The sequence below is a fragment of the Roseicella aerolata genome (assembly GCF_020523605.1).
GTDB lineage: Bacteria > Pseudomonadota > Alphaproteobacteria > Acetobacterales > Acetobacteraceae > Paracraurococcus > Paracraurococcus aerolatus.
This window is the reverse complement of record NZ_JAJAQI010000007.1, coordinates 32,172-51,671: the sequence shown is the minus strand read 5'-3', so window position 1 is coordinate 51,671 and position 19,500 is coordinate 32,172. Positions and strand designations below refer to the sequence as shown.

At 73.5% G+C, this 19,500-nt stretch carries 15 protein-coding genes; 10 read left to right on the top strand and 5 right to left on the bottom strand.

Going from position 1 to position 19,500, the window contains the following annotated elements:
- Positions 1-451 precede the first annotated feature (451 nt).
- The 4 genes from LHA35_RS06345 to LHA35_RS06325 all read left to right on the top strand — a co-directional run bounded on the left by LHA35_RS06345 (position 452) and on the right by LHA35_RS06325 (position 4,802).
- Positions 452-1,336: a sulfurtransferase gene (locus LHA35_RS06345; protein WP_226605959.1), complete on the top strand. Its 885-nt coding sequence runs from the start codon at positions 452-454 to the stop codon at positions 1,334-1,336.
- Positions 1,337-1,732: 396 nt separating this feature from the next.
- Entirely contained in the window at positions 1,733-2,329 is a 597-nt protein-coding gene (locus tag LHA35_RS28595) for an OsmC family protein (RefSeq protein WP_264185396.1), read from the top strand.
- Between the two features lie 47 nt (positions 2,330-2,376).
- On the top strand, positions 2,377-3,615 hold the full coding sequence (locus LHA35_RS06330) for an NAD(P)-binding domain-containing protein (RefSeq protein ID WP_226605958.1): 1,239 nt from the start codon (positions 2,377-2,379) through the stop codon (positions 3,613-3,615).
- A 17-nt stretch (positions 3,616-3,632) separates the two neighbouring features.
- Complete coding sequence (locus LHA35_RS06325; RefSeq protein WP_226605957.1) at positions 3,633-4,802, top strand: NAD(P)/FAD-dependent oxidoreductase; 1,170 nt, start codon at positions 3,633-3,635, stop codon at positions 4,800-4,802.
- A gap of 153 nt (positions 4,803-4,955) precedes the next feature.
- On the opposite strand, the gene LHA35_RS28880 is transcribed toward LHA35_RS06325, so the two are convergent.
- From LHA35_RS28880 to LHA35_RS06310, 3 genes are all read right to left on the bottom strand, one after another.
- Positions 4,956-7,358: a response regulator gene (locus LHA35_RS28880; RefSeq protein WP_274707756.1), complete on the bottom strand. Its 2,403-nt coding sequence runs from the start codon at positions 7,356-7,358 to the stop codon at positions 4,956-4,958.
- Positions 7,359-7,835: 477 nt separating this feature from the next.
- Positions 7,836-9,845, bottom strand: coding sequence for a hybrid sensor histidine kinase/response regulator (locus LHA35_RS06315; RefSeq protein ID WP_226605956.1), 2,010 nt, complete (start codon positions 9,843-9,845; stop codon positions 7,836-7,838).
- Positions 9,846-9,968: 123 nt separating this feature from the next.
- Positions 9,969-11,609 carry a flavin-containing monooxygenase gene (locus LHA35_RS06310; protein WP_226605955.1) on the bottom strand — a complete coding sequence of 547 codons (1,641 nt, stop codon included), beginning with the start codon at positions 11,607-11,609 and terminating at the stop codon, positions 9,969-9,971.
- 217 nt (positions 11,610-11,826) lie between these two features.
- Here LHA35_RS06310 and LHA35_RS06305 point away from each other — a divergent pair, with 217 nt between their 5' ends.
- The 6 genes from LHA35_RS06305 to LHA35_RS06280 all read left to right on the top strand — a co-directional run bounded on the left by LHA35_RS06305 (position 11,827) and on the right by LHA35_RS06280 (position 17,255).
- Positions 11,827-13,020 (top strand): LLM class flavin-dependent oxidoreductase, encoded by a 1,194-nt coding sequence (locus tag LHA35_RS06305; protein WP_226605952.1) that lies wholly within the window; start codon positions 11,827-11,829, stop codon positions 13,018-13,020.
- A complete protein-coding gene (locus LHA35_RS06300; RefSeq protein WP_226605949.1) occupies positions 13,017-14,213 on the top strand; it encodes a serine hydrolase domain-containing protein in 1,197 nt (398 codons plus the stop codon). Before LHA35_RS06305 ends, LHA35_RS06300 begins: the two co-directional genes overlap by 4 nt.
- A 78-nt stretch (positions 14,214-14,291) precedes the next feature.
- Positions 14,292-15,155: an MBL fold metallo-hydrolase gene (locus LHA35_RS06295; RefSeq protein ID WP_226605947.1), complete on the top strand. Its 864-nt coding sequence runs from the start codon at positions 14,292-14,294 to the stop codon at positions 15,153-15,155.
- Positions 15,156-15,175: 20 nt separating this feature from the next.
- On the top strand, positions 15,176-16,333 hold the full coding sequence (locus LHA35_RS06290; RefSeq protein ID WP_226605945.1) for a thiolase C-terminal domain-containing protein: 1,158 nt from the start codon (positions 15,176-15,178) through the stop codon (positions 16,331-16,333).
- Between the two features lie 16 nt (positions 16,334-16,349).
- Positions 16,350-16,754 carry a Zn-ribbon domain-containing OB-fold protein gene (locus tag LHA35_RS06285; RefSeq protein ID WP_226605941.1) on the top strand — a complete coding sequence of 135 codons (405 nt, stop codon included), beginning with the start codon at positions 16,350-16,352 and terminating at the stop codon, positions 16,752-16,754.
- A 207-nt stretch (positions 16,755-16,961) separates the two neighbouring features.
- Complete coding sequence (locus LHA35_RS06280; RefSeq protein ID WP_226605938.1) at positions 16,962-17,255, top strand: GYD domain-containing protein; 294 nt, start codon at positions 16,962-16,964, stop codon at positions 17,253-17,255.
- Positions 17,256-17,482: 227 nt separating this feature from the next.
- Here the strand turns inward: LHA35_RS06280 and LHA35_RS06275 are convergent, their stop codons facing one another.
- Entirely contained in the window at positions 17,483-18,655 is a 1,173-nt protein-coding gene (locus LHA35_RS06275) for a serine hydrolase domain-containing protein (protein ID WP_226605934.1), read from the bottom strand.
- A gap of 238 nt (positions 18,656-18,893) precedes the next feature.
- Positions 18,894-19,385 carry a YdcF family protein gene (locus LHA35_RS06270; protein WP_226605932.1) on the bottom strand — a complete coding sequence of 164 codons (492 nt, stop codon included), beginning with the start codon at positions 19,383-19,385 and terminating at the stop codon, positions 18,894-18,896.
- Positions 19,386-19,500: the final 115 nt, after the last annotated feature.

Here is a 19,500-nt window from a genome sequence, read left to right as displayed (position 1 = left end):
CCGGCACGGCATCGCGGCCGGCATGGTGAAGCGCCTCACAGGCCGGGGCGGCAGCGAGGTGCCGGGCAGTGCCGTCTGCCCGCGCAGCCAATCCGGGCAACCGCCACGCGGCGGCACCCCGGCCTGCGACCGCCGCCGCCGGCGCGTCCCCGGCGGCAGGGCACCACCACCCGCTCGTCGCTGAGCGTGCCTCGAAGCCCGCCGCAGACGCCCCGGCCCGAAGCCGCAGGGCGGGGCGGGACGCGGCGGCATCGCCAAGGTAGGCCGCATCGCTGACGCCGCCAGGCCGGATCTCGCTACGCGACAGATCAGGCGGCAGCGCGCTGGTCCCGTCCTGCGGGCGCTTCCGTCAGTCACCGCGGCCCGCGCTTGCGGGGTCCGGCGGCTTCGGGGCACCTTCGACGCAGGCTCGACCACGCGGCCCAAGACACCGATCCCGGGGAGGACCTCCATGCCAGCGGCACCGCGCTATGCCCATCCCGAGGCCATCGTCGATACGGCATGGCTCGCGGCGAACCTCTCCGACCCGTCCCTGCGCCTCTTCGATTGCACGACCTACCTGCTCTATGAGACGGGCACCGGCAGGCCGTACCGGGTGGAGAGCGGCCGCGCCGACTACGACAAGGGCCATATTCCCGGCTCGGCCTTCCTCGATCTCCAGGGGGAGCTTTCCGACAATTCGAGCAGGTTCAACTTCACCATGCCGGCCGCCGACGACCTCGCCGCCCGCTTCGCGGCCAAGGGAATAGGCAGCGGCACGCGCGTGGTCCTCTATGCGCGCAAGAGCATGCAATGGGCGACGCGCGTCTGGTGGATGCTGCGGGCGATCGGCTTCGACGATGCCGCGATCCTGGATGGCGGCTTCGACAAATGGATGGCCGAAGGGCGGCCGACCGAGACGACCGAGACGCGCTATCCGCCGGCCTCTCTGGTTGCCAGGCCGCGGCCCGGGCTCTTCATCGGCAAGGAGGAGGTCAGGGCGGCGATCGGCGATGCGGGCGCCTGCACGATCAACGCGCTCGCGCCCGACCTGCACAAGGGGGAGAACCCGCGCTATGGCCGCCCCGGCCGCATCCCGGGCAGCGTCAACGTGCCGGCCCTGGCCCTGGTCGATCCGGCCTCCCTCACCCTGAAGCCGCCCGCGGAGGTCGGCGGCATCTTCGCCGAGGTCGGCGCGGATCCGTCCAGGCGCATCCTGCTCTATTGCGGGGGCGGCATCGCGGCGACGCTCGATGCCTTCCTCCTGCACCAGCTCGGCTACCGGGACATCGCGGTCTACGATGCCTCGATGAGCGAATGGGCAAAGGACGAGGCCCTGCCGATCGAGCAGGGGTGACGCCCGGCGCGCTGGCCTGGGCGGTTCCTGCTCCAAAGGTGGAGGCTTCCGGCGCGATGGCGGGCCGCCGCACCAGGGTCAGGCGCCGCGGACCGGAACCGGAGGCAGCCGGCGGAGGCGCCTGACGCGTCCCCGCGTCAGGTCGGCCATCCCGCAAGGCGGCACGTCGCCGCGTGATGGTGCCTCCCTCCGGCGGCGGTTATCCCAAAGTGCGGGCAGGTGGCCCGGCCGGGCGACGGTCTGCGGCGCCCGCGGCAGCCGCTGCCCCGCCTGATCCCACGCCTGCCGCCGGCATTTCCACGCTGGCTCCCACGCTGCCGCCCACGGCGCCCCGCTACCCCTCGGGCATCGCCCGGCGGGCAGGCCGCCCGCCATGCCAGGCCGAGGAGAGCCGCCATGGACACCCCCGCCCCCGCCCCCGGGATGCCCACCCCGAAGCGGCTGCCGGTGCCGCGCAACGGTGTCGACACGCCGCGGCTCTTCGCCACCATCGCCGCCGTCGCCGACCAGCCCTCGCTCGCCCGCTTCCAGTTCCGCGCCCAGGGCACATGGCTGGGCGGCATGCAGTGCCGCAGCGCCATCGCCGGCTTCCACGGCGCCGGCGCCGAGATGCGGCACACCACCTCCTTCACCACCGAGAGCGACCACCCGAAGGTGCTCTGCGGCCAGGACCGGGGGCCGACGCCGCTTGAGCACCTGCTGCATGCGCTGGCCGGCTGCCTCACCGCCGGCATCGCCAGCATCGCGGCGGCCCGCGGCGTCACGCTGCAATCGGTGCAGTGCCTGGCCGAGGGCGATGTCGACCTGCGCGGCGTGCTCGGCCTGGCGGAGGAGGTCCGGGCCGGCTTCCAGGCGATCCGCGTGACCTGCCGGATAGAGGGCGACGCGCCGCCCGGGCTGCTGCAGGCGATCCTCGACCAGGCCTGCGCCCGCTCCGCCGTGCTCGACATCCTGACCTGGGGCGCGCCCGTCACCATCGCCCTGGGGCGCTGACCACCGCGCCGGCCCGCCGCCCGCCCGACCATGCCCCGGAGAGAGCCATGCAGCGCAGTCCCGTCGTCATCATCGGCGCCGGCCAGGCCGGCCTCGCGATGAGCCATTGCCTCGCCGCCCGCGGCGTCGCGCATGTCGTGCTGGAGCGTGGCCGCATCGGCGAGCGCTGGCGCAGCGAGCGCTGGGACAGCCTGCGCCTGCTGACGCCGAACTGGATGGCCCGGCTGCCCGGCTGGTCCTATCGCGGCGCCGAGCCGGATGGCTTCATGGCCGCCGGGGAATTCGCCCGCCACCTGGAAGCCTATGCCGCGGCCATGCGGGCGCCGGTGGAGCCCGGCGTGACGGTGCAGGCGGTCCGGCGCGGCCCGCATGGCTACCGCGTGGCCACCAGCCGCGGGCTCTGGGAGGCGGAGGCGGTGGTCATCGCCACCGGCCATTGCGACCGGCCGGCCATTCCCGCCTGGGCGCGGGCGCTGCCCGCCGGGATCCGGCAGGTCACCACGGCGGACTACCGCAACCCGTCGCAGCTGCCCGAGGGCGGGGTGCTGGTGGTGGGCGCCTCTGCCAGCGGCGTGCAGCTCGCGGAGGAGATCCAGCGCTCCGGCCGGCAGGTGCATCTCTCGGTCGGCCGGCATACCCGCCTGCCGCGCCACTATCGCGGGCGCGACATCTGGCACTGGCTGGACCGCAGCGGGCTGCTGGACGAGCGGGTGACGCAGGTCTGCGACCTCCTCCAGGCCCGGCGGCAGCCCTCTTTCCAGCTGGTCGGCCGGCCGGAGGGCGGGACCATCGATCTCGGCACGCTGCAGGCGGAGGGCGTGCGGCTGCTGGGCCGCGCCTCCGGCGCCGTGGGTGGCGTGCTGCAACTGGAGGACGGCCTGCGCGAGACGGTCGCGGCGGCGCAGCAGGTGCTGCTGCGCCTGCTCGCGCGCATCGACGGCATCGCGGATGCGGAGGGCGCGCCGCGCGAGCCCTGTGCGGCGCCGCGCATCGCCGCCGGCGCCGCGCCGGGCAGCCTGGACCTGGCGGCGGAGGGCATCGGCAGCGTGGTCTGGGCCGGCGGCTTCCGCCGGGACTATCGCTGGCTGCAGGTCCCCGTCCTGGATGCCGGCGGGGAGATCATCCATCGGGGCGGCGTCACGCCCGAAGCCGGCCTCTTCGTCCTCGGCCTCCGCTTCATGCGGCGGCGGCGGTCGAACCTCATCGATGGCGTCGGCCAGGACGCCGCGGAACTGGCCGAGGCGATCCTCGGCCATCTGGTGCAACCCTGCCGCGCCGCGGCCTGAACCGGGAAGGGCGTGCCATGTTCGCACGGAGGAGCTACGACGTGCTGGTGGTCGGCGCACGCTGCGCCGGTGCCGCGACCGCGATGCTGCTGGCGCGGCGCGGCCTCCGGGTCCTCTGCATCGATCGCGGCCATTATGGCGCGGATACCGTCTCCACCCATGCGCTGGCGCAGGGCGGGGTGCTGCAGCTCCGGCGCTGGGGCCTGCTGCCGCGCATCGCGGCGGAGACGCCGGCGATCCGTCGCGCCGCCATCCACTACGGCGATGACCGCGTCGAGGTCGCCCAGCCCGGCCCCGGCAGCGATGCGCTCTTCGCGCCGCGGCGGAGCCTGCTGGACCGCGTGCTGGTGGATGCGGCGCGGGAGGCCGGGGCGGAGGTGCGGCACGGCTGCTGCCTGGTGGAACTGCTGCGCCGCGCCGATGGGCGCGTCACCGGCGCGGTGATCCTGGACGGGGCGGGCCGGCGTGCCGGCATCGCCGCCGGGCTGGTCGTCGGCGCCGATGGGCTGGGCTCGGCCGTTGTCCGGCTGACCGGGGCACCGGTGCTGCGCCAGGGGCTGCATGCCAGCGCCATCCTCTACGATCACTGGGCCGGCCTGCGCGCCGAGGGCCTTGGCCGGTACTGGCGGGAGGGCGTGAGCGCCGGCGCGATCCCGACCAGTGACGGGCGGCACTGTGTCTTCGCCGCGCTGCCGGCGGCACGGCTGCGCGCCGGGGCCGGGGAGGGCTCCGCCGCGCTGTACCGCCGGGTGCTGGCGGCCTGCGCGCCGGCCCTGGCCAAGGCGCTGGCAGGGGCGCGGCCGGAGGGGCGCCTCACCGTCTTCGGCGGCCGGCGCGGCACGCTGCGCCAGGCGCATGGCCCGGGCTGGGCGCTGGTCGGCGATGCCGCCGGCTTCACCGACCCGCTGGCCCTGCATGGCATGACCGGCGCGCTGCGGGATGCGGAACTGCTGGCCCGCGCGGCGGCGCGGGGCAGCGCGGCGGCCTTCGCCGGCTATGCCGCGGCACGGGATGCGCTGTCCCTGCCGCTGCTCGCGGCCGGCGATGCCATCGCCTCCTTCGCCTGGAGCCTGGAGACGCTGCCGGCCCAGCATCGGGCCCTGGACCGGGCGATGCGGGTGGAGGCGGAGCACCTCCTGGCGCTCGACCCCACCCCCGCCGCCTGGCGGCAGGAGAGGGCGGCGTGAGGGCAGGCATGCTCCGCCACCGGGCCGCCCCCGGCGCTGCCCGAGCCATCGGCCGGGGGCCGCACGCGGTCGGGTGCTGGCTGAGCGGCACCGGATCCCGGCCGGAGCAGCATGGCATGCGCGGCGGCAGGCGGCGCGCCTGACCCTTGCCTGTCAGCCCGCCGGCACCCCGGCGCGGCGCAGCCCTTCCATCAGGATCTGGTGCAAGGGATGCGCCGCGTGCCGCGCCCGCAGCCTGCCATAGGAGGCGAGGCTGAAATCCGGCGCCAGAGTCAGCATCCGCGCCACCGCCCCCACGGCCGGGCGGCCAGCCAGGCCGAGCGCCGCGACCAGCGCGCGATGCGCCGTCATGCAGTCCGGGCTCGCCGCCACCGCCCGCTCCCCGCAGGCGATCGCCGCCTCCACCTGTCCGGCCAGCAGCTCCGCCATGGCGATGCCCGCCAGCGGCTCGCCGACCGAGGGGTCGAGCGGGTCGAGCCGCACCGCCTCCGCGAACTGCGCCTTCGCCGGTTCCGGTTGCATGGCATAGATGTGCACCCAGCCGGCGACCGCACGGGCCAGGGCGGAGTTCGGATGCAGCGTCACCGCCTGCTCGGTGAAGCCGATCGCCGCCTGCAGCCGGTGGCCGAGCCAGGCGAAGACCATGCTGCAATGCGCGAGCACGGTCGGGTCGTCAGGCGCCGCGGCGAGCGCCGCCTCCGCCAGGCGGATCATCTCCGCCTCCTCCTCCCGCGTCAGCTCCCCCGTCAGGTCCTGCGCGGCGCGCCACATCCGGCACCAGGCGCCGGCGGCGAGCGCCAGGCCGAAGCCCGGATCATCCCGCAGCGCCTGGTCCAGCAGCGCAATGGCGGCGGCGCAATTCGTCCCGGTCATCGGGTGCAGGCTGGCGGTCGCACGCAGATAGGCGTCATAGGCGCGGGGCGCCGCGGTGGGCGGCTGGCGGCGCAGCCGGGCGAGCTCGGCGCGGCGCAGGTTCGGCTCCAGCGCCGTGACGATGCGGGCGACCACCTGGTCCTGCAGGCTGAACACATCCGCCACGCTGCCGTCGAACCGGTCGGCCCAGACCGGCGTGCCCGTCGCGGTCTCGACCAGCTGGACGGTGATGCGCACGCGGTCGCCGGCCCGCCGCACCGCGCCCTCCACCGCATACTGCACGCCCAGTTCCCGGCCCACTTCCGGCGCCGGCACCATCCGGCCCTTGTAGGCGAAGCTGGAATTGCGGGCGATGACGAAGAACCAGCGCAGGTGCGACAGGGCGGCGATCAGGTCCTCCACCACGCCATCGGCCAGCAGCTCCTGCTCGGCATCCTCGCCCAGGCTGCGGAAGGGCAGCACGGCGAGGGAGGGGCGGCTGTCCTTCGCTGCAGCCTTCGGCTCCGGCGTCGGGTCCGGCGCGGGCGCCTGGGCCTCCGGCCGGTCGCGCAGGATGGCGCGGATGCGCGCGCGCAGCTCCCGCAGGTCGAAGGGCTTGGTCAGGTAGTCGGCGGCGCCGAGTTCCAGCCCGGCGACGCGGTCCGCGACATCGGCGGCGGCCGTCAGGAACAGGATGCGCGGCCCGCCCGGCCGCGCACGCAGCCGCCGCGCGATGGCGAAGCCGTCCTCCCCCGGCATGGCGACATCGAGGATGACCAGCTCGGCCGGCGCCTCCGCCAGCAGCGCATCCAGCGCCGCGCCGCCGGTCGCGCTGCGCACGGCGAAGCCATGGCCGCCGAGATACTCCGCGATCATCTGGCCGAGCTCCGGCTCGTCATCCACGACGATGAGCCGCTGCGCCGCGCCCTCGGCCCGGTGCGGCGCCGCCGGCGCGGGCGGCGGGCCGGCCTGCCGGGCGGCGGCCGGGCCGTGCAGCGCGCGCGCCGCGGCGGCCAGCGGGCCGGGCGGCAGCCCTGCCTCCCGCAGCAGGCGCAGCCCGGTCTCGCAATGCCGCTCCGCCTCCTCCCGCCGGCCGAGCCGCGCGAGCAGGGCGACGAGATCGGCGCGGGGCTGCGCCGCGAAGCCGTCCAGCTCCACCAGCCTTCGGGCATGCGGCAGCGCCGCCTCCGGTGCCGCGGGCGCGAGGCGCGCGACGAGGGCCGCGAGCAGCGCCGCATGCTGGCGGCGCGCATCCTCGCGCTCGGCCAGGCACCAGGCCTGGAAATCCGGCTGGGCGGGGAGGTCCAGCCCGGCGAGGAATTCGCCCTCGATCCCCTCGGCCACGGCCCGCAGCCTGTCGGTCGGCACGCCCTCCAGCGGCCGGGCGGCGATCTCGCGCAGCAGGCGAAGGTCGCATTGCGCGCCTTCCGGGACGTAGCCCACCGTCTCGCGGTCGGCGAGGATGCGGGCCGGCCCGTCCGGCTCGTCCACCAGCGTGCGGAGCTTGCTCAGGCTCCAGCGCAGCGCGCCCCGCGGGTCGTCCGGCACCTCCCACAGCATGGTGCAGAGCCTCTCCCGCCGCTGCGGCCGGCCGGTCGCGACGAGGTAGCCGAGCAGCGCCCGGGTCTTCTTCGAGGGCGGCAGGGCCAGCGCCGCGCCGTCGCGCAGCACCGCCATCTCCCCCAGCAGCCGGATGGTCAGCATCGCCGCTCCCGTCCGTGTCGCCGGCGGCCGTTGCGCGGCATGCCATGCGCGCCACGGCCTGGATGACGGAAGCATCGGCCCATTCGCCGGGCCGCGGCAAGCATGGCGCGGCCGCCGCCGCCTACCAGACGGCCCCGAGGCGTGACCGCATCCGGGCAGGAGCGCCGCACCGGCGGCGGGCCGCGGAAGCGGGCTGGCCCCCGCGCTGCCGAGGCGGCGGCATCCGTTGGCCACCGGCAGGACCGACCCGCCGGGCATGCAGACCAGGCGCGGCCTTCGACCCGGGGGCGCCGTTTCCCGTTCAGCCCGCGATCGCCCTGAGTGTGCGCGCCGCAGGCGGGCACGCCAGGGCGTGAATCGCTGGCTCAGAAAGCCAGACCCGGATCGCCCGGACACAGTCCGGGCCATCCGGGTCTAGAGCAGATCGCGGGCGGGCGTGAACGCCCGGGCGCGTGAATCTGCTCTGCAATCAATGATCTACAGCGGATTGGCGTTCAGTTCCGAACGCAATCCGCTGTAGACGGGCAGCGAGAGAACCACCCGGCGCACCGCCTCGGGCAGGAAGGGCTTTTCCAGCACCGGCCGGCCCGCCCGGGCGAGGAGGTTGCCGGCGGCTTGGCCCAGCGTATCCCCGGTGACGAAGACGGTGCGGGCGCAGAGCGGCGGCCTCGCCCGCTCCAGCCAGGCATAGAGCGCGCCGCCATCGAGATCGGGCATGCGGAGGTCGCAGAGGAGGAGGTCGTAGTCCCGCTGCGCGATCAGGCGCTGCGCCTCCGCCCCCGTCGCCGCCAGGTCGCAGCGGAAGCCGAGCGGGCGGAGCATCTCCGCCAGCAGGCCTGCCAGGTCGGGTTCGTCATCCACCACCAGCGCGCGCCGCGCGGGCTGCGCCGCGCCGGCCTCGGACCGCCGGGACCTGTCCTCCGCGCTGCCGGCCGGCTCCGCCGGGGCGCGCGGCAGCCGCAGCACGAAGCAGGCGCCGCCCGCCGGGCTCTCCCCGAGGCAGAGGGAGCCGCCATGCGCCTCCGCGATGCCGCGCGAGACGGCGAGCCCGATGCCGGTGCCGACGCCGACCGGCTTGGTGGTGAAGAAGGGATCGAAGATCCGGGCGCGCACCTCCTCCGGGATGCCGGGGCCGTTATCGGCGACCGTGATCGCGATGGCATCCGCCTCCGCCCGCGCGGCGAGGCGGATCCGCCGCGGCGCCGGGCGGTGCTCCAGCGCCTGGCGCGCATTGGTCAGCAGGTTTGCCATCACCTGCTGCAACTGGTCGGCATCGCCGAGCAGCCGCGGCAGCCCGGGCGGGATGTCCCGCTCCACCGCGATGCCGCTGCTGCGGAGCTGGTAGGCGAGGAGCTGCAGCGCATCCTCGACCACCCGCGCCGCCTCCAGCGGCCGGCGCTCGGCCGCCTGCTGCCGCGCCATGGCGAGGAAGCTGCGAACGATGCGGGCGCAGCGATCGGCGGCGACGCGGATGCGCTCCGCCCGCTCGGCCAGGGCCGGGTGCTCCCCCTCCACCTGCTCCTGCAGGATCAGCGCGCTGCCCAGCACGATGGAGAGCGGGTTGTTCAGCTCATGCGCCACGCCCGCGAGGAGGGAGCCGAAGGCGGCGAGCCTCTCGCTCTGCTGCAGGGCCTCCCGCTGGCGCTGGATCTCGGCCGCGGCGGCGCGGGTCCCGGTCAGGTCGCGCAGATAGGCGGTGAAGAGCCGGCGCCCGGGCAGGCGCACCTCGGTGAAGGCGACCTCGACCGGGAAGCGGCTGCCATCGGCGTGCCTGGCCTCCAGCTCCACCCGGCGGCCGAGCATCCGGCTCTCCTCGCTGGCCAGCCAGCACCCGAGCCCCGCCGCCTGGTGCGCGCCAAGCGCCGGGAGGAGGATGAGGTCGGTGACCGGCCGGCCGAGGACCTCGGCCCGCGCATGGCCGAAGCTGCGCTCCGCGGCGGGGTTGAACTCGACCACCAGCCCCGCCTCGTCGATGACGACGACGCCGTCGAGCGCGGAGGCGGTGATGGCAGCGTTCAGCGCCTCGCTCCGCCGCAGCGCTTCCAGCTGCGCGGCGAGTTGCTGCTCGCTCCGCTTCAGCGCCGTCAGGTCGCGTGTGAAGACGAAATAGCCATCGACGCTGCCGGAGGGGCCGCGATAGGGCACGTAGTAGCGCTGCACGTAGCAGGGCTGGTCCCGCACCGTGTCGTGCATCCAGCCTTCCCAGCGCGCCGGTTCGCCGGCCAGGGCCTTTTCGCCGCAGGGCCGGATCTCGCGATAGATATGCGCGAGCCGCGCATAGGTCTCCGGCCCGAACATCTCGGGCACGGTGAGGCCGATCACCTCCTCCGGCCGGCGGGCGACGAAGGCGGCGTATTCGCGGTTGACGTAACAATGCCGCCGGTTGCGGTCGAGCAGGGCGACGCGCGCCGGGATGGCATCGAGGATGGCGCGGAACTGCGCTTCGCCGACCTCCAGCCGGGGCGCGTCGTGGAGCGGGGCGTTCATCGCCGCGGCACCGTCCTTCTGCGGGCTTCCGGCATAGGCCGCCCGGCGCGGCGCCGGCGATCACGCTGACGCGAGAGCGATGCGGGATCGGACCGGAGAGGGCGGCCGCCCCCGCGCACGGCCTCAGGCGAAGGCGAATTCGCGGTAGCCCGCGGCCGCCACCGCCTCGGCCTTCCGGCGGTATTCGACCGCGCCGCCGTAATAGCCGAGGGTGCGGCGGACATCGCGGCCCTCGACATTTCGGTTGACGCCGGTCTGCCAGGAATTGACCTGGCTGAAGAGCAGGCCCGCGGCGGCTTCCTCGACATGCGCGGTCCAGGCCTCGACCGCCTCCGCGCGGGGCTCCACCCGCGTCAGGCCGTGCGCGCGCATGTGCCGCACCAGCCCGGTCAGCCAGTCCACAATCTCCTCGATGTTGCGCGGAATGTTGCCGCGCGCGGTGTGCGGGCCGAGGATCATCAGCATGTTGGGGAAGCCCTCCGCCAGCACGCCGAGGAAGGTGCGCGGCGTGCCCTGCCAGTCATCCCTGAGGCGGCGCCCGCCCGGGCCGCGGATGTCGATCCGGTCATAGGGGCCGGTGACGCCGTCGAAGCCGGTGGCGTAGATCAGGATGTCGAATGCGTGCTCCCCGGCGGCGGTCAGGATGCCCTTCGGCGTGATGCGCTCGATCGGCGTCTCGGTGATGTCCACCAGCCGGACATTGTCCCGGTTGTAGACCTCGTAATAGCCGCTCTCGAGCGGCAGGCGGCGCGTGCCGAAGCCGTGGTTCTTCGGGATCAGCCTCTCCGCGACCGCCGGATCCTTCACCCGCTCGCGGATCTTGCGGGCGGCCCATTCGGTCATCAGCGCATTCGCCTCGGGGTCGGTCAGCACGTCCCGGAAATTGCCGACCCAGATGCCGAAGCCGGGTTCCGAGTACAGCTTCTCCCAGAAGGCTTCCCGCTCCTCCGGCGTCACGTCGAAGACGCTGCGCGGGTCGGTCTGATGGATGAAGCAGGTGGCGGTTTCGCGGCAGCGCGCGAAGATCTCGTGGTAGCTGGCCTTGATGCGCTGCTGCTCCTCCGGCGTGATCGGGCGGTTGTGCAGCGGCGCCGCCCAATTGGGCGTGCGCTGGAAGACGGTGAGGTGCCCGACATCCTTCGCGATCGTCTGGATGGTCTGGATGGCGGTGGCGCCGGTGCCGATGATGCCGACGCGCTTGCCCCTGAGGTCGATGCCCTCGCGCGGCCAGCGCGCGGTGTGGAAGGCCGGCCCCGCGAAACTGTCCCGGCCGGGAATGCTGGGCAGGGTATGGGCCGAGAGCGGGCCGAGCGCGGTGACCAGCAGCGGGGCGCTGGCCTGCTCGCCGCTCTCCAGCGTGACGGTCCAGAGGTTGGCGGCATCGTCGAATTGCGCGGCGGCGACGCGGCTGTTGAACCGCATGTCGCGCCGCAGGTCGAATTTGTCGGCGACGAGGTTCAGGTAGCGCAGCGTGTCCGGCTGCGCCGCGAAATGCTCCGGCCACTCCCATTCCTGCAGCAATTCCTCGGAGAAGGAGTAGCCGTAGCTCCAGCTTTCGGAATCGAAGCGGGCGCCGGGGTAGCGGTTCCAGTACCAGGTGCCGCCGACATCCGAGCCGGCCTCGAAGACCCGCACCCGCATGCCGAGCTCACGGAAGCGGTAGAGCTGGAACATCCCGGCGATGCCGGCGCCGATGATGATCGCGTCCCACTCGGCGGCCCTGTCGGTCCCGGCCCGTTCCGCAACCGGCTGTGCGGCGACCATGCGTTCTCTCCCTTGGCGTGCCAGGTGACGGCATCGCATGGCGATGCGCGTCCTGATCGTCGGGCCAGTATCCCCCGGCCCCCGCGGCCGGGAAAGGGCCGGTGCCTTGCCGGATTGCTTGACGCTGGGGCCCGTGCGGGGGAGCCTGAGCGGCGAAGGTCCGGCAGGGACCGGGCGCAACCGCCCCGCAGGGCGGATCGCGGGGAAGGAAACGCGCATGAAATTCGGCGTCTTCTACGAGCTGCAATTGCCCAAGCCCTGGGGCCCGCGCAGCGAGCGGGACCTCTACCACGACGCGCTCTCGCAGCTCGAGCTCGCGGACCGCCTCGGCTACGATTATGCCTGGGAGGTGGAGCACCATTTCCTTGAGGAATATTCCCACTCCCCCGCGCCGGAGGTGTTCCTGGCCGCCGCCAGCCAGCGGACCCGCAACATCCGCCTCGGCCATGGCATCATCCAGCTCACCACCAACCATCCCGCGCGCGTGGCGGAGCGCGTCGCCTGCCTGGACCTGCTGAGCGACGGGCGCGTGGAGTTCGGGATCGGCGAGGGGGCGAGCATCACCGAACTCGGCCCCTTCGACCGGAGCATGGAGGAGAAGCGGGCGGTGTGGGAGGATGCGGTGCGCTGCGTCCTGCCGATGTTCACGCAGGAGGGCTGGGAATATGACGGCCCCTACTTTAATTTCCCGCTGCGCAACGTGCTGCCCAAGCCGCTGCAGCGGCCGCATCCGCCGCTCTGGGTCGCCTGCTCGCAGCTCGAGACCATCGAGATGGCGGGAAGGCGCGGCATGGGCGCGCTGGGCTTCCAGTTCCTCTCGGCCGATGCCGCGCATGCCTGGGTGCATGCCTACTACAACAGCTTCGTGAAGCGGCAGGAGAAGCTGGCGGAGTACGAGACCAACCCGAACATCGCCATCGTCAGCTACTTCATGTGCGCCGGGACCGATGAGGAGGCGCGCCGCCGCGCCGACGGCGTCACCTTCTTCCAGTTCGCGCTGCGCTACTACAACGCGGCGAAGGGGCGGGAGCGGGCGAAGCCCGGCACGGTCAGCCTGTGGGACGAATACAATGCCTGGAAGCGCGCGAATCCGGACGCCGTGGCGCGCGCCCTTGCGGGCGGGCTGATCGGCTCGCCGGAGACGCTCCGGCGCAAGCTGCGGAAATTCGAGGGCTCCAACATCGACCAGGTCATCCTGCTCAACCAGGCCGGCAACAACACGCATGAGCATATCTGCGAGAGCCTGGAGCTCTTCGCCAGGGAGGTCATGCCGGAATTCCACGCGCGGGAGCCGCAGCACCAGGACTGGAAGCGCAAGGTCCTGGCGCGCGAGATCGAATTGGAGGAGATCGACACGCAGCCCTTCCGCGAACGCTTCGGGCCGAATGCCGTGAAGGTGGCGGCGGAATGAGCGCGCTGCCGGCATCCCCGCCCTCTGGCCTGCCCTCCGGCCGGCCGGAGGAGGTCGGGCTTTCCACCCCGCGGCTGGAGGCGATGGGGCGCGTGCTGGAGGCGCGCATCGCCGCCGGGCACCTGCCGGGCGCCGTCGTGCTGGTGATGCGCCGCGGCCGCCTCGCCTGGCACCAGGCTTACGGCCGCCGCGACCCGGCGGCGGCCGAGCCGATGCGGACGGACAGCATCTTCCGCATCTATTCCATGACCAAGCCCATGGTCTCGGTCGGCATCATGATGCTGGTCGAGGAGGGACGGCTGCTGCTGGCTGACCCCATCGGCCAGTACCTGCCGGAACTCGCCAGCCCGCAGGTGGCGGTCGCGGGCGGCGGCACGGTGCCGGCCGCGGCGCCGATCACGGTGCAGGACCTGCTGCGGCACACATCCGGCCTCACCTACGAGTTCCTCGGCAACGGGCCGGTGCACAAGGCCTATCTGGACGCGAAGATCGCCCGGCGCGGCCAGGGCAATGCCGACCAGGTGGCAACCCTCGGCCGCCTGCCGCTGCTGCACCAGCCCGGCACGCGCTGGGAATACAGCCGCAGCACCGATGTGCTGGGACGGCTGATCGAGGTGATCTCCGGCCAGACGCTCGGCGCCTTCCTGGAACAGCGCATCTGCCGCCCGCTCGGCATGGCGGATACTGCCTTCCACGTGCCGCCAGCCCAGCAGCACCGCCTGGCCGAGGGCTTCCCGAAGGACCCCGACACCGGCGCCGAAATGCCCCTGCTGGAGGTGCGGGAGCCGCCGCAATTCGAATCCGGCGGCGGCGGCATGGTCTCGACCGCCGCGGACTACGCGCAACTCGTCCATATGCTGCTGGATGGCGGGCGCCTGCGCTCGGTGCGGCTGCTGTCGCGCAAGACGGTGGAGCTGATGACCGCCGACCATCTCGGCGACCGGCCGGCCGATCCCGTGCTGCTGGGGGAGGGCTGGGGCTTCGGCCTGGGCTTCGCCGTGCGGCGCGGCCGCGGCCTCGTCCCCACGCCCGGCTCGGCCGGGATGTATCACTGGAGCGGCATGGCCGGCACGACCTTCTGGATCGACCCGGCGGAGCAGCTCGCGGTGGTCTACATGATGCAGGGCATCGGCCAGCGGAACTTCTACCGCGCGCTGATGCGCGACATGGTCTACGCGGCCATCGCGGACTGACGCGGTCCGATGACCGTAGCGCCGGCGGGGTGCCCCGACAGGCGCGAAGGTCTGAATCGGACCGCCAAGGAGCATTCCATGCGGTGGAGCATCGGGAAAGTCACCGTCACGAAGGTGGTGGAGCTGGAGATGACCGGCGGCAGCCGCTTCCTGCTGCCGCAGGCGACGCCCGAGGCGGTGCGGGAGATCGGCTGGCTCTTCCCGCACTTTGCCGATGAGGCGGGGAAGCTCCGCCTCTCCGTGCATGCCCTGATCATCGGGACGCCGGGTGGGCGGCGGATCCTGGTGGATACCTGCCTCGGCAATGACAAGCAGGACCGGAAGATCCCGCACTGGAATGCCCGGCAGGGGACATTCCTGCAGGACATGGCGGCGGCGGGCTTCCCGCCGGAGAGCATCGACACCGTGCTCTGCACCCATCTGCATGTGGACCATGTCGGCTGGAACACGCGGCTGCTGGACGGGCGCTGGGTGCCGAGCTTCCCGCGGGCGCGCTACCTCTTCGGCCGGCGGGAATTCGAGCACTGGTCGCGGCCGGAGGCGGGCGATGACAGCCAGCGCGCGGTCTTCGCCGACAGCGTGCAGCCCATCCTCGATGCCGGCCTCGCCGAGCTGGTGGAGGCCGACCACCAACTCTGCGAGGAGGTGCGGCTGGTGCCGAGCTTCGGCCACACGCCCGGCCATGTCAGCGTGCTGATCCGGTCCGAGGGCGAGGAGGCGCTGATCACCGGCGACATCGCCCACCACCCCTGCCAGCTTGCCCGGCCGCACTGGAGCAGCACGGCCGACAGCGACCCGCGCCAGGCGGAGGCGACGCGGCACGCCATCTTCGGCGGGATGGCGGGTCGGCCGGTGCTGGTCATCGGCACGCATTTCGCGGGGCCGACCGCCGGCCGCGTGGCGCGCGACGGCGAGGGCTACCGCCTGATGGTCTGCTGGTAGCGCGAGGGGGAGGAGACGCCATGACGCTCTCGGGCAAGGGCGCCGTCACCGGCATCGGGGAGACGGCCTATCGCGGCGGCGGCGATCCGCGCAGCGCGCTGGTCCTGCAGCTGGAGGCCTCGCTGGCGGCGATCGCCGATGCCGGGCTGGCGCCGCGGGACATCGACGGCATCGTGGTGCCGATGGGCACCGGCGGGGTGGTGGCCGAGGATTTCGTCACCAATCTCGGCATCCCCGACCTGCGCTTCTCGACCGTCACGCCGCTCGGCGGCGCCGGCTCGGTCGCCGCGCTGCAATGCGCGGTCGCCGCCGTCGCCGGCGGGATCTGCGCCCATGTGCTGATCCCCCTCGGGCGCACCGGCCGCACGGGCCAGCGCATCGGCACGCGCATCCAGCAGATGCCGCAATTCCGCACGGTCGGGGAGTTCGAGGCGCCGCACGGCGCCATCGCCCCGGCGCAGTACTACGCGCCGATGGCGCGGCGGCACATGGAGCTGTTCGGCACCACCAGCCGGCAGCTCGCCGAGATCGCGGTGACGACGCGGGCGCATGCCATCCTGAACGGCAACGCCACCATGACCCAGCCCATCACCATCGAGGACCACCAGGCCTCCCGCATGATCGCCGACCCGCTGCGGCTGCTGGATTGCAGCCTGGAGAGCGATGGCGGCGCGGCGGTGGTGGTCAGCGCCGCCGAGCGGGCGCGGGACCTGCGCCAGCCCCGCGTGCTGGTCACCGGCATGGCGGAGGGCCATCCGGACAGCCCCAGCGCCATCACCCAGCGGCCGGACATGACACGGCTCGGCCTGGCCAAGGCGGCGCCGCGCGCCTTCGCCATGGCCGGCGTCACGCCGGCCGATATCGACGTGGCGGAGATCTATGACTGCTTCACCTATATCGTTCTCTGCCAGCTGGAGGATCTCGGCTTCTGCGCGAAGGGGGAGGGCGGCGCCTTCGTCGAGGGCGGCGCGCTTGGCCTGGGCGGGCGCCTGCCGGTGAACACGCATGGCGGGCTGCTTTCCCAGGCCCATATGGCCGGAATGAACCATGTGGTGGAGCTGGTGCGGCAGTTGCGCGGCCAGGCCGGGGCGGCGCAGGTGCCCGATGCCGAGCTTGGCCTGGTCACCGGCTATGGCGATCTCGGCGACGGCACCATCGCCATCATGGCGCGGGGGTAGGGCGATGACGGACAGCATGCCGCGCAAGCCGGTCCCCGAGCCCTCCGCCGACAGCCGCCCCCATTGGGAGGGGCTGGCGGCCGGCCGCCTGCTGCTGCAGCGCTGCGGCGCCTGCGGGCGGGTGCGGCATTATCCGCGCCCGCTCTGCGATTCCTGCCACTCCTTCGCCGTGGACTGGGTGGAGGCCAGCGGCGAGGCGGCGGTGCATAGCTGGACCGTGGCGCACCACCCCTTCCATCCCGCCTTCCGGCCGGACCTGCCCTACACCCTGGTCACGGCCGACCTGCCGGAGGGCGTGCGGCTGCTGGCGCAGCTCCGCGGCGCCGGGCCGGAGGCGCTGCGCATCGGCCTGCCGCTCCGGATCGGGTTCGAGGAGAATGGCGAGGGCCTGACCCTGCCGGTGTTCCGGCTGCGCGACTGATCGCTCCCTGGCCCGGTGCCACGTCGCCGGGTCTTCTGACGCACGACCCCGGGAGCGTGAATCCGCTCCATGGACCATGAGCTGCAGAGGATCGGCGTTCAGACAGGAACGCAATCCGCCGTAGGGCTGCCCAACATCCGTGCCCGGGCCGCGTTGCTGCATCGTCGCCCGGATCGGTGGCGGCCCGCAGGATGGGGAGGACGGCAGATGGCAGCCTATATCGCATTCGGGAATTGGACGGATCAGGGCGCGCGGTCGATCGCCGATTCGCCGCGCCGCCTCGATGAGGCCAAGCGCCAGCTGGAGGAGATGGGCGGCCGGTTCATCGCCTTCTGGATGACCATGGGCGAGCACGACATGGTGCTGGTCTACGAGACCTCGGACGACGCCGTGGCGGCGCGCTTCTCGCTGATCCTCAACAGCCTCGGCGCGGTGCGGACCAAGACGCTGAAGGCCTTCCCCGAAGCCGCCTACCGCCAGATCGTCGCCACGCTGGGTTAGGGCAGATCGCAGGGAAGTGGACCACCGGGCGCGTGAAGCCGCCCGCGAAACAGGAAGCCGCAGCGGATCGAGCTCGGTCCCGGGCGCGATCCGCCATGGCCTGAGGCCGCCGTGCCTGCAGCGGGCTACAGCGGATTGCGTTCCTATCTGAACGCCCATCCGCTGTAGCTCTTTGTTTTTCGAGCAGATTCACGCTCCCGGGCGTTCACGCCCGTCCGCGATCTGCTCTATGCCGCCCGCCCGGCATAGACCGCGGCCTCGAAGCGCCCCAGCACCTCCAGCACCGCCGGATCGGCGAAGGGCAGGATCTGCGTCAGCAGCACGCCCGCCACGCCGCGGCGCGGGTCGATCCAGAACCAGGTATTCCCCAGCCCCGCCCAGGCCAGGCTGCCGGCCGCGCGCCGCCCCGGGACATCCTCCCCGTTGATCAGGAAGCCGAGGCCCCATTTGCGGGACATGCCCGGGAAGGGGTCGAAATCGTTGGACAGTGCCGGCAGCGCGCTCCGCATCGGCCGGAATTCCAGCGCGCCGATCTGGTTGCGGCCCATCTCCGCCACCGTCTCCGGCCGCAGCAGCCGCACCCCGTCCAGCGCGCCGCCCTGCAGCAGCATGCGCAGGAAGCGCAGATAGTCCGGCCCGGTCGAGAGCAGCCCGCCGCCGCCGCCGAAGAATTCCGGCGCCTCGGGCAGCTGGAAATCGATCGGCGTCAGCCCGCCCGCCGCATCGCGCTGGTGCACCCGCGCCCGGCGGGCGCGCTGCGAGGCACCGGGGACGAAGCCGCTATCCGCCATGCCGAGCGGGCCGAGGATCCGCTCCTGCAGGATCACCTCGAGCCGCTGGCCCGTGGCGGCCTCCACGGCACGGCCCACCCAGTCGGTGGCGATGCTGTATTCCCAGCGTTCGCCCGGCTCGAAGACCAGCGGCGCGCGGAGCGAGGCCAGCTTGCCGCTGCGCGGCGCCGGCAGGCCCGTCCGCTCCATGTAGCGCGCCATTGCGGCGTTCCAGGTGTTGTAGGTGAAGCCGGCGGTATGCGTCAGGAGATGCCGCAGGGTGATCGGCCGCCGCGCCGGCCGCAGCCGGGGCGTGCCGTCCGCCGCGAAGCCCTCCAGCACCTGCGGTGCCGCCAGATCAGGCAGCAGCCCGCCGAGCGGCGCGTCGAGCGGGAGCCGCCCCTCTTCCACAAGCTGCATCGCCGCGACCGAGGTGATCGCCTTGGTCATGGAGGCGATCCAGAACACCGTATCGGGCGTCATCGGCGCCGGCGCATCCAGGTCGCGCCGGCCGAAGGCGCCCTCGTAGATCGGGCCGTCGCGGTCGGCGGCCAGCGCGACGAGCCCCGGCACGGCGCCGGACTCCACGGCGCTGCGCAGGACAGTGTCGATGGCGGCGGTGTCGGTCATGGCGTTCTCTCCCTGGCGCGGCAGCATCGGGTGGGGGCCGCGCGCCGGCAAGGGCGGGGCGCCCGGCGGTTCCGCCCTTCCCCGGCTGGGCCGGTGACCGCGCCCGAGCCGGTCCCGGCACCCGAGCCCCGGCCGGGGCGGCGCGTGATGCGGCCGGGCTGGTTACGGGCGGTGGTGGGCCGCCGCGCCGGGCCGGGCGCGGGGCCGGCCGCCGGGCCGGGCGCGGGGCCGGCCGGGCTCAGCCCCGGCGGTGCCAGAGCATCAGCGCGGCGTCATAGGGGATCGCCGGCACCTCCCGCAGCCGCCAGTACCAGCGCAGCGTCCAGCGATCGGCCCTGGATGGCCCGATCGGCACCGGCCGCGCCGCCAGGCCGGCGATCCGCAGCAGCAGCAGGCAGCGCGGCAGGTGGTAGCGGCTGGTCGCCGCGAAGACCGGGCCCTGATGCCCCAGGTCGCGCAGCAGGGCCCGGCAGGCCCGCACGGAGGAGAGCGTGTCGGTCCCCGTCGGCTCCTCCCGGATCCGGTCGGGCGCGGCGCCGAGTTCCCGCAGCAGCGCCGCCATGACCGTGCTCTCGGCCTCGCCATGGCGGCCCTTGCCGCCGGTCGGCAGATAGAGGGCGTCCGGCAGCCCGGCGCCGAAGCGCGCCGCGGCCTCCACCCGGCGGCGGAGCGCCGGGCTGGGGCTGTTGTCCGGCCGCACCGCGGCGCCGAAGATGATGATGGGCGTCATGCGCCGCACCGCCGCGATGCGGGATCGGACGGGCGCAGCAGGCCGGCCTCGCAGCGTCCGGCGCTTCGGCCGCCGGCACGCCCAAGGGCAAGCCCCACGGCACACCCCATGGCGC